Origin of the sequence: Aquimarina agarilytica ZC1, assembly GCF_000255455.1 — a bacterium.
GTDB classification, from domain to species: domain Bacteria; phylum Bacteroidota; class Bacteroidia; order Flavobacteriales; family Flavobacteriaceae; genus Aquimarina; species Aquimarina agarilytica.
The window spans coordinates 50,549-57,556 of the sequence record NZ_JH621270.1; the positions used below are offsets into that span (position 1 = coordinate 50,549).

Consider the following 7,008-nt stretch of genomic DNA (forward strand, 5'->3'; position numbering starts at 1 on the left):
TCTCTTAGTTTTAAGAGACTTTTTTTATGATTACTAAGTAACTAGTTATTTTATTTGTCTTGTTAAATTTTAAAATATTTCTCATTTAACACATTCAAATGATGTTTTGCATGACCTATGTTTAAAAAACCTAAAGCAAGTGGTGTTACTTCAACTTCAAAACAAATTCCTTTGGTGTGATACATTTCTTCGTTTAAACTTTCAAAAAACAAAATACTACTCCCCCTAACCAATTCAAATTCTTTTAATAAATCCGTTATGGTTCTATTTTTGGCATTTGAATGATCTGCGTATAAATTTTGATCATACCCAGGCATAATACTTTTATCGTTTCTTGAAAAAGCCAATGCACGATAAGTTTGAATTTTTTCATTATCAATTATGTGTTGTAAAATATCCTTTGGTGTCCACTTCCCTACTTCGTAACTATAATCCTGGTATTTTTCTAACAAATGTTGACAATCATAAAAATCCGTACTTGATTTTTTTAAACCATCAAGTAAATTGATATCATTAGGAACTAAATCAATATACCTATCAAAAAATTTAGGCATAAACTTTAAATCCTTTACTGTAAGCTCATTTCCGATAGATGCTTGATTTATTATCTTCATAATTATAGTGGTTTTATAAACTAAAACTACTATAATAAATTAATAAGAAACTAAATTTTTTTAATTATAACATAAACTTAAGAAGCCACTTTTTCAATTCTATTTTGAATTTTTTGAGCACTAGATGGAAATAAGCCTTTACTTAATAATACGCCTCCAAAAATTATCATAAGTATACTCACAATGCGCTTTAAATTATAAATACGAGTGGGTGTTAATTTCTTTTTTAAGGTTTTTGCTAATAGGATTTTTAATATATCGGCTAATAAATACACAAACAATACGGCACTAAAAAAGAAAATTATACGTCCTTGATCCATTTCCAACTGCGGGGTAATGGTAATTATAATAGTCAACCAAAAACCTAATACACCAATATTTATAAAGTTTAAAAGAAAGCCTTTTAAAAATAATTTAAAGTAATTATGCTTATTAATTAATTCCACATCAATGGCACGCTGATCATTAAATGATTTTTTTTCTTTAATTAATGAAATAACCCCATAAGCAGTTAATAACACACCTCCAAAAATAAATAACGAAGGATCATCTTTAATTTTATCAAGTAACTTATTTGTGCTTAAATAAGCTATACTAATAAAAATAACATCGGCAAAAATGACTCCTAAATCAAAAGAAATTGCCGCTCTAAATCCCTTTATAGCGGCAGTTTCTAATAAAGCAAAAAAAGCAGGACCTAATAAGATTGCTAAGAACAATCCTATGATTATTGCTTCTCTTAAATCTTCTAAATACATAACATATTAGTTTGTACTATATACCAATTCTTCTTGTTCATTAGGGTCAACAAAAGTAAAATCTAAATGACGTTTAATTAAATCTGCATTTTTAACACGCACATATACATTATCACCTAATTGATATTCTTTTCCTGTTTTTTTACCTACAATGGCATACTTTTCTTGAATAAATAGATAGTGATCATCATTTAAATCACGTAGTCTAATCATTCCTTCGCATTTATTTGCGGTAATTTCAACATAAATTCCCCACTCAGTTACTCCCGAAATTACCCCAGCAAAAATTTCATTTTGATGATCTTGCATAAATTTAATTTGCATAAATTTAATCGAATCACGTTCTGCATTTGCTGCTAGTCCTTCCATTTCACTACTATGCTTACACTTTTCTTCATACTGAGTTTCATCAACCGATTTACCGGCATCTAAATAATGCTGTAATAAACGATGTGCCATCACATCTGGGTACCTCCTAATTGGTGAGGTAAAATGTGAATAATAATCAAATGATAAGCCGTAATGACCTATATTTTGTGTAGTATACACTGCTTTACTCATAGTACGAATAGCTAGTGTATCTACCATATTTTGCTCCTTCTGTCCTTTTACATCGCTTAATAATTTATTTAAGGAAGAAGTTACTGTTTTTTTGTTTTGTAAATTTAAACTGTGTCCAAATTGCGATACAATGTTTTGCAAGGCAACTAATTTTTCTTCATTCGGTTCATCGTGTATACGGTAAACAAATGTTTTTTTAGGAGTTTGTTTTCCTATAAACTCAGCTACTTTTTTGTTAGCAAGTAACATAAACTCCTCAATAAGCTTATTTGCGTCTTTAGAAGTCTTAAAAAACACTCCTGTGGGTTCATTATTCTCGTTTAGTTGAAACTTAACTTCGGTTTTATCAAATGATAGGGCACCAGATTTCATTCGAGCTTCGCGCATTACTTTTGCTAACTCATCTAATTTTAAAACAGCTTCAGTTATTTCAGCACTCGCTTGATAAGCTTCTCCCGTAAGGGATATACTAGCAGGAATAGTTGATTCTCCAGTTTCAATAATTTGTTGTGCTTCTTCATAAGCAAAACGCGCATCGGAATACGTTACTGTACGTCCAAACCATTCATTTACAATTTTAGTATTTGGAGTTATTTCAAAAACTGCCGAAAAGGTATATTTTTCCTCATGCGGCCTTAATGAACATGCATTATTTGATAAAACTTCGGGTAACATAGGTACTACTCTATCCACTAAATAAACTGATGTAGCTCTTTCATAAGCTTCATCATCCAAAATAGTTCCGGGTTTTACATAATGCGAAACATCGGCAATGTGAATTCCTATTTCGTAATTTCCATTTTTAAGTGTTTTAAAGGAAAGCGCATCATCAAAATCTTTAGCATCTTTTGGATCAATGGTAAATGTTAATGTATCACGCATATCCCTGCGCTTGGCTATTTCTTCCTTTTGAATTGAAGTATCTAACTTGTTAGCATATTCCTCCACTTTTTTTGGAAATTCATAAGGCAATCCATATTGCAACAAGATAGCATGAATTTCAGTTTCATGCTCCCCGGGTGTTCCTAATACTTCTTTTACAGTTCCAAAAGGCGAATCTGCTTTTTCTGGCCAATCGTCCATGCTTACCAAAACTAACTCACCATCCTTGGCACCATTAATTCGATCCTTTGGTATAAAAAAATCAGTATACACTTTTTGATCCTGCATACTTACAAAAGCGAATTTTTCTTTTACTTGAATAACACCAATAAATTCGGTTCGCTTTCGCTTTAAAATTTTGGTAATTTCACCTTCATTTTTGGCACGTCTGCGTCTACGGTACATGTATACCTCTACTTCGTCACCATTTAAGGCTCTGTTAATACTGTTTTTTGGGATAAAAATATCCTCTTCTAAGTCCTCAACAATTACATACGCATGTCCCTTTGTAGTGACATCTACAATTCCAGTGTAGGTATGACTTGAAACTTCGATAATAAATTTACCTGGAGCAATTTCATTGATTTGTTGTTGAGCAGCGAGCTTTGCTAAACTTTTTATAATTTGATTACGACTACTCGCATCAGTTAAATGTAATTTAGCAGAAATTTGTTTGTAATTAAGTGCTATTTTTCCACTTTTCTTCAAAATTTGAAGAATTTTTACAGATAAATTTTCTACTCTCTTAGATTGCTTCTTTTGACTATTACTTCTTCTTCCCATTTATCTAAGTGATGATTTGCGCTAAAAATACAGCTATTCTTTGTAGTTTGAGTTATTTATAAGTAAATCTTATAAATTGTTAATTTAATGACCTGTTATTAAGAAGTTTAAGTATAGTTGATAAAATCATTTTAAATATAAAATTTAAGCCTTTTTAATAAAATTTTAACAGGAATAAATTTTTAGCAAAATAGCTTATTTTAATTAAAAAAAGTAGCTAACCTATTTTATAAAATGAACTTATTAATTACCAGATAATTATATATTATATTATAGATCAGTATAAAAATTATTAAATTGTGATCACTAATTTTTAAATCAATGAAGGACTTTACTCCTATTGCTAAATTTACATACGAACACGAGTATTCTGTATTAAAACATTTATTAGAACAAGCTAATATTCAATATTTTTTTAAAAATGAAACCATGATAGGAATGGTTCCCTTTTATTCGAATGCCCTGGGTGGAATTATACTTCTAGTACACCAAAATGATAAAGAAAAGGCATTAAAAATTTTAAAAGATTTAAATACAGAACAAGCAGATCTTAGAATCGTTTAAAATGAACAAGTAGTTACACCCTGTAAGGATTTAAAATTGCCTTGCCTCAAAAAAATGAAACAAGATTAAAATCATATTGTACTCCAAGCAAAGGGGGCTACCTTTTAAAATTTTATAATAACTCTTATCTAAAAAATACCTTAAAGTCTAGATATAGGTTTTAAGGTATTTTTTTAATTCTAATCGAACATCAATTGATCTTTATTTTAAACTTCAGTACCTCCCTATCACTTTCTTAAAAAGAAAAACTAATAATAATAAATAAATTTTGAATTAGTATCTCCTTAAGACAATCTCAAAAGCTAGAATCAATTTTAATTCATTCTTTACTTATTCACAGTATTAATTATATATACTTTTTCTTTTTAAAAATTTAAAAAAAAATGATTGTTATTATAGCTTGTTAATAACAGGTATAACTTTTTCATTTTTTTATTGTTTTAATAGTTCTTGTCTTTTTTTTATAGACTATTAACATCTTATAACAGTGTTAAATTATTGTAAATAAAGGGAAAATATAAGGTTATTAACAACTGTTAACAACCTATTTTAATCCCTTTTTTTTTAAAAGTTTTATCAAATTATGATGTGAAAAAGCCTACATTTTTATTTTATAATTGTAAGATTTAAAATTAAAGAAAAATTTGTTTTGTATGGGTTGTTCACTGTATTGAATTTTTAATTTAATTTTCCAAAAATAGTTTTACAAGTTATTCACATTTTAACAACAATAGCTATAAACAGTATTTTGTAGTTATAAACAGGTCGTCGAACAGTATTTTAATTTTTTACATATACGAAATTTCTTATTTATAGAATTAAATACCTTTATATTTTTTTGATAAAGAAACAAGATTTTATAAATAATTAAATGTATGCAGATTCATCTAAGTATAAATACTTAACCGATAGAATCTGTTTTTAAACTAGTAGATTATTTTTTTTTGTATAAATAGCTATTAAAAAGATTATCTTGTTGATTAGGAACATAGAATGACTAAGAAGTATAAAAAATAATTTAATAAATTAATAGGGTATACTCATATTGATACGTTGTTAGATCAATAACCTTTTATACTTAAGTAAAGTTTATTAGTTAATGGACTTTTAGTATAAAATTTAAAAATTTATTTATCACACAAATTAAAAAAAATGGTATTCAGAAAAATTATAATTGGGGCATTACTTTGTAATAGTTTAATGTATTCTCAAAGTTGGGAATTAATTAATAACGATATTGTTGGTGAAACTACTTTAGATGAATTGGGCTTTTCGGTAAGTTTAAATTCCGATGGTAACATAGTAGCTATTGGGGCTGCATTTGGTGATTTAAATGGAAATGATGATGCCGGTGAATTAAAAGTTTTCAAAAATGAAGGCGGTTCATGGACTCAGATAGGAGCTACTATCACAGGTGAAAATGCCGATGAACGCTTAGGAGGAGCGGTAAGTTTAAATTCCGATGGTAGTATAGTAGCTGTTGGGGCTCCTTTTAGTGATGAAGCTGGTAAAATTAATAATGGAAAAGTACGTATTCTAAAAAATGAAGGGGGAACATGGACTCAGATAGGTAACACTATTAGTGGGAGTACTGCTGAACAATTTTTTGGATCATCGGTAAGTATAAATTCCGACGGAACAGTGTTGGCTATTGGTGCGCCAGGTGCTACGGATGATTTTATAAATGGGAATACGGATACTTCAGGTGAACTAAAAATTTATAAGAATGAAGCCGGTACATGGACACAAATAGGAGCTACTATTACAGGTGAAGCTATTGGTGATTTATTAGGAGTATCCGTGAGTTTGAATAATGATGGGACAATTGTAGCTGTAGGTGCACCCAGAAGTGCATCAAATTCATTTTCTGGTGGAAAAGTAAGTGTTTACAAAAACGAAGGCGGCACATGGAATTTAATAGGTGATTCATTTGAATCCTCGGCATTTAAAGGTATTGGTCTTTCTGTGGATTTAAATGGAAATGGCGATATTTTAGCCATAGGTGGTTTTACAGGCGAAGCTAAAATTTATAAGAATGAAAGTAATACATGGAGTTTAATAGGTAGTGCTATATCTGCTGCGGGTAGTGGATTATTAGGTAGTTCGGTAAGTTTAAATGATGCAGGTAATAGGGTAGCAATTGGTGACCCAGGAAATGGATCTAGTGGTGAAAGTAATAAAGGTATTATACGTGTTTTTGAAAATCAAAGTAATGTTTGGGTACAAGTAGAAAATAATATAGAAGGAACGGCTGAAAGTGACCAGTCTGGAAGATCTGTAAGTTTAAATGATGCCGGCGATGTATTAGCTATTGGTACTCCTGGATTTGATAATGGTACTACTACTAATGTTGGAAGAGTACAAGTACTCACTACCAATGATACAGTATTAAGTGTTGATGAGGTTACCTCTGTTGATGATTTAGCCTTAAATTTTTACCCAAATCCAACGTCTAATATATTACAAATGGCAAATACTTCTTTAAAAATAAACGAAGTAAGCATATATAATTTACAAGGAGTTCTATTAACTAAAAAGCTAATTAACTCCGTAAGCAACCTATATATTCCTATAGTAAATCTAGCTAATGGAACTTATATGGTTCGCATAAAAACAGATAAAGGAGAAACTACTAAGTTGTTTGTTAAAGAATAAAAAAGTAATAATTAATAGCTCGTAATTTTTATTCGTGCTTATATATTTATCAAAAGCTACACTTTTCACAGTGTGGCTTTTTTTAGTTTATAATTATGTTTGAAATATTTTTAGGCAAAATGTTTACTAGTAACCTGAGTTCGATTAAAATTGCTTGATTTTTTTATAACAAAAAAGACAGATTTTTAGTA

The 7,008-nt window shown here is 29.3% G+C and carries 5 protein-coding genes; 2 read left to right on the forward strand and 3 right to left on the reverse strand.

Annotation, left to right across the window (positions count from 1 at the left end):
• Positions 1-62: 62 nt before the first annotated feature.
• The 3 genes from KQA_RS0212980 to rnr form a co-directional block, all read right to left on the reverse strand.
• Positions 63-614, reverse strand: coding sequence for a DinB family protein (locus KQA_RS0212980; RefSeq protein WP_010181824.1), 552 nt, complete (start codon positions 612-614; stop codon positions 63-65).
• Between the two features lie 77 nt (positions 615-691).
• Positions 692-1,372 carry a LysE family translocator gene (locus tag KQA_RS0212985; protein ID WP_010181826.1) on the reverse strand — a complete coding sequence of 227 codons (681 nt, stop codon included), beginning with the start codon at positions 1,370-1,372 and terminating at the stop codon, positions 692-694.
• Between the two features lie 6 nt (positions 1,373-1,378).
• On the reverse strand, positions 1,379-3,598 hold the full coding sequence (gene rnr, locus KQA_RS0212990; RefSeq protein ID WP_010181828.1) for a ribonuclease R: 2,220 nt from the start codon (positions 3,596-3,598) through the stop codon (positions 1,379-1,381).
• Positions 3,599-3,919: 321 nt separating this feature from the next.
• On the opposite strand from rnr, the gene KQA_RS0212995 reads away from it, so the two are divergent.
• Positions 3,920-4,162 (forward strand): putative signal transducing protein, encoded by a 243-nt coding sequence (locus tag KQA_RS0212995; protein ID WP_010181831.1) that lies wholly within the window; start codon positions 3,920-3,922, stop codon positions 4,160-4,162.
• Between the two features lie 1,152 nt (positions 4,163-5,314).
• Positions 5,315-6,817, forward strand: coding sequence for a T9SS type A sorting domain-containing protein (locus KQA_RS0213000; RefSeq protein WP_010181833.1), 1,503 nt, complete (start codon positions 5,315-5,317; stop codon positions 6,815-6,817).
• Positions 6,818-7,008 lie beyond the last annotated feature (191 nt).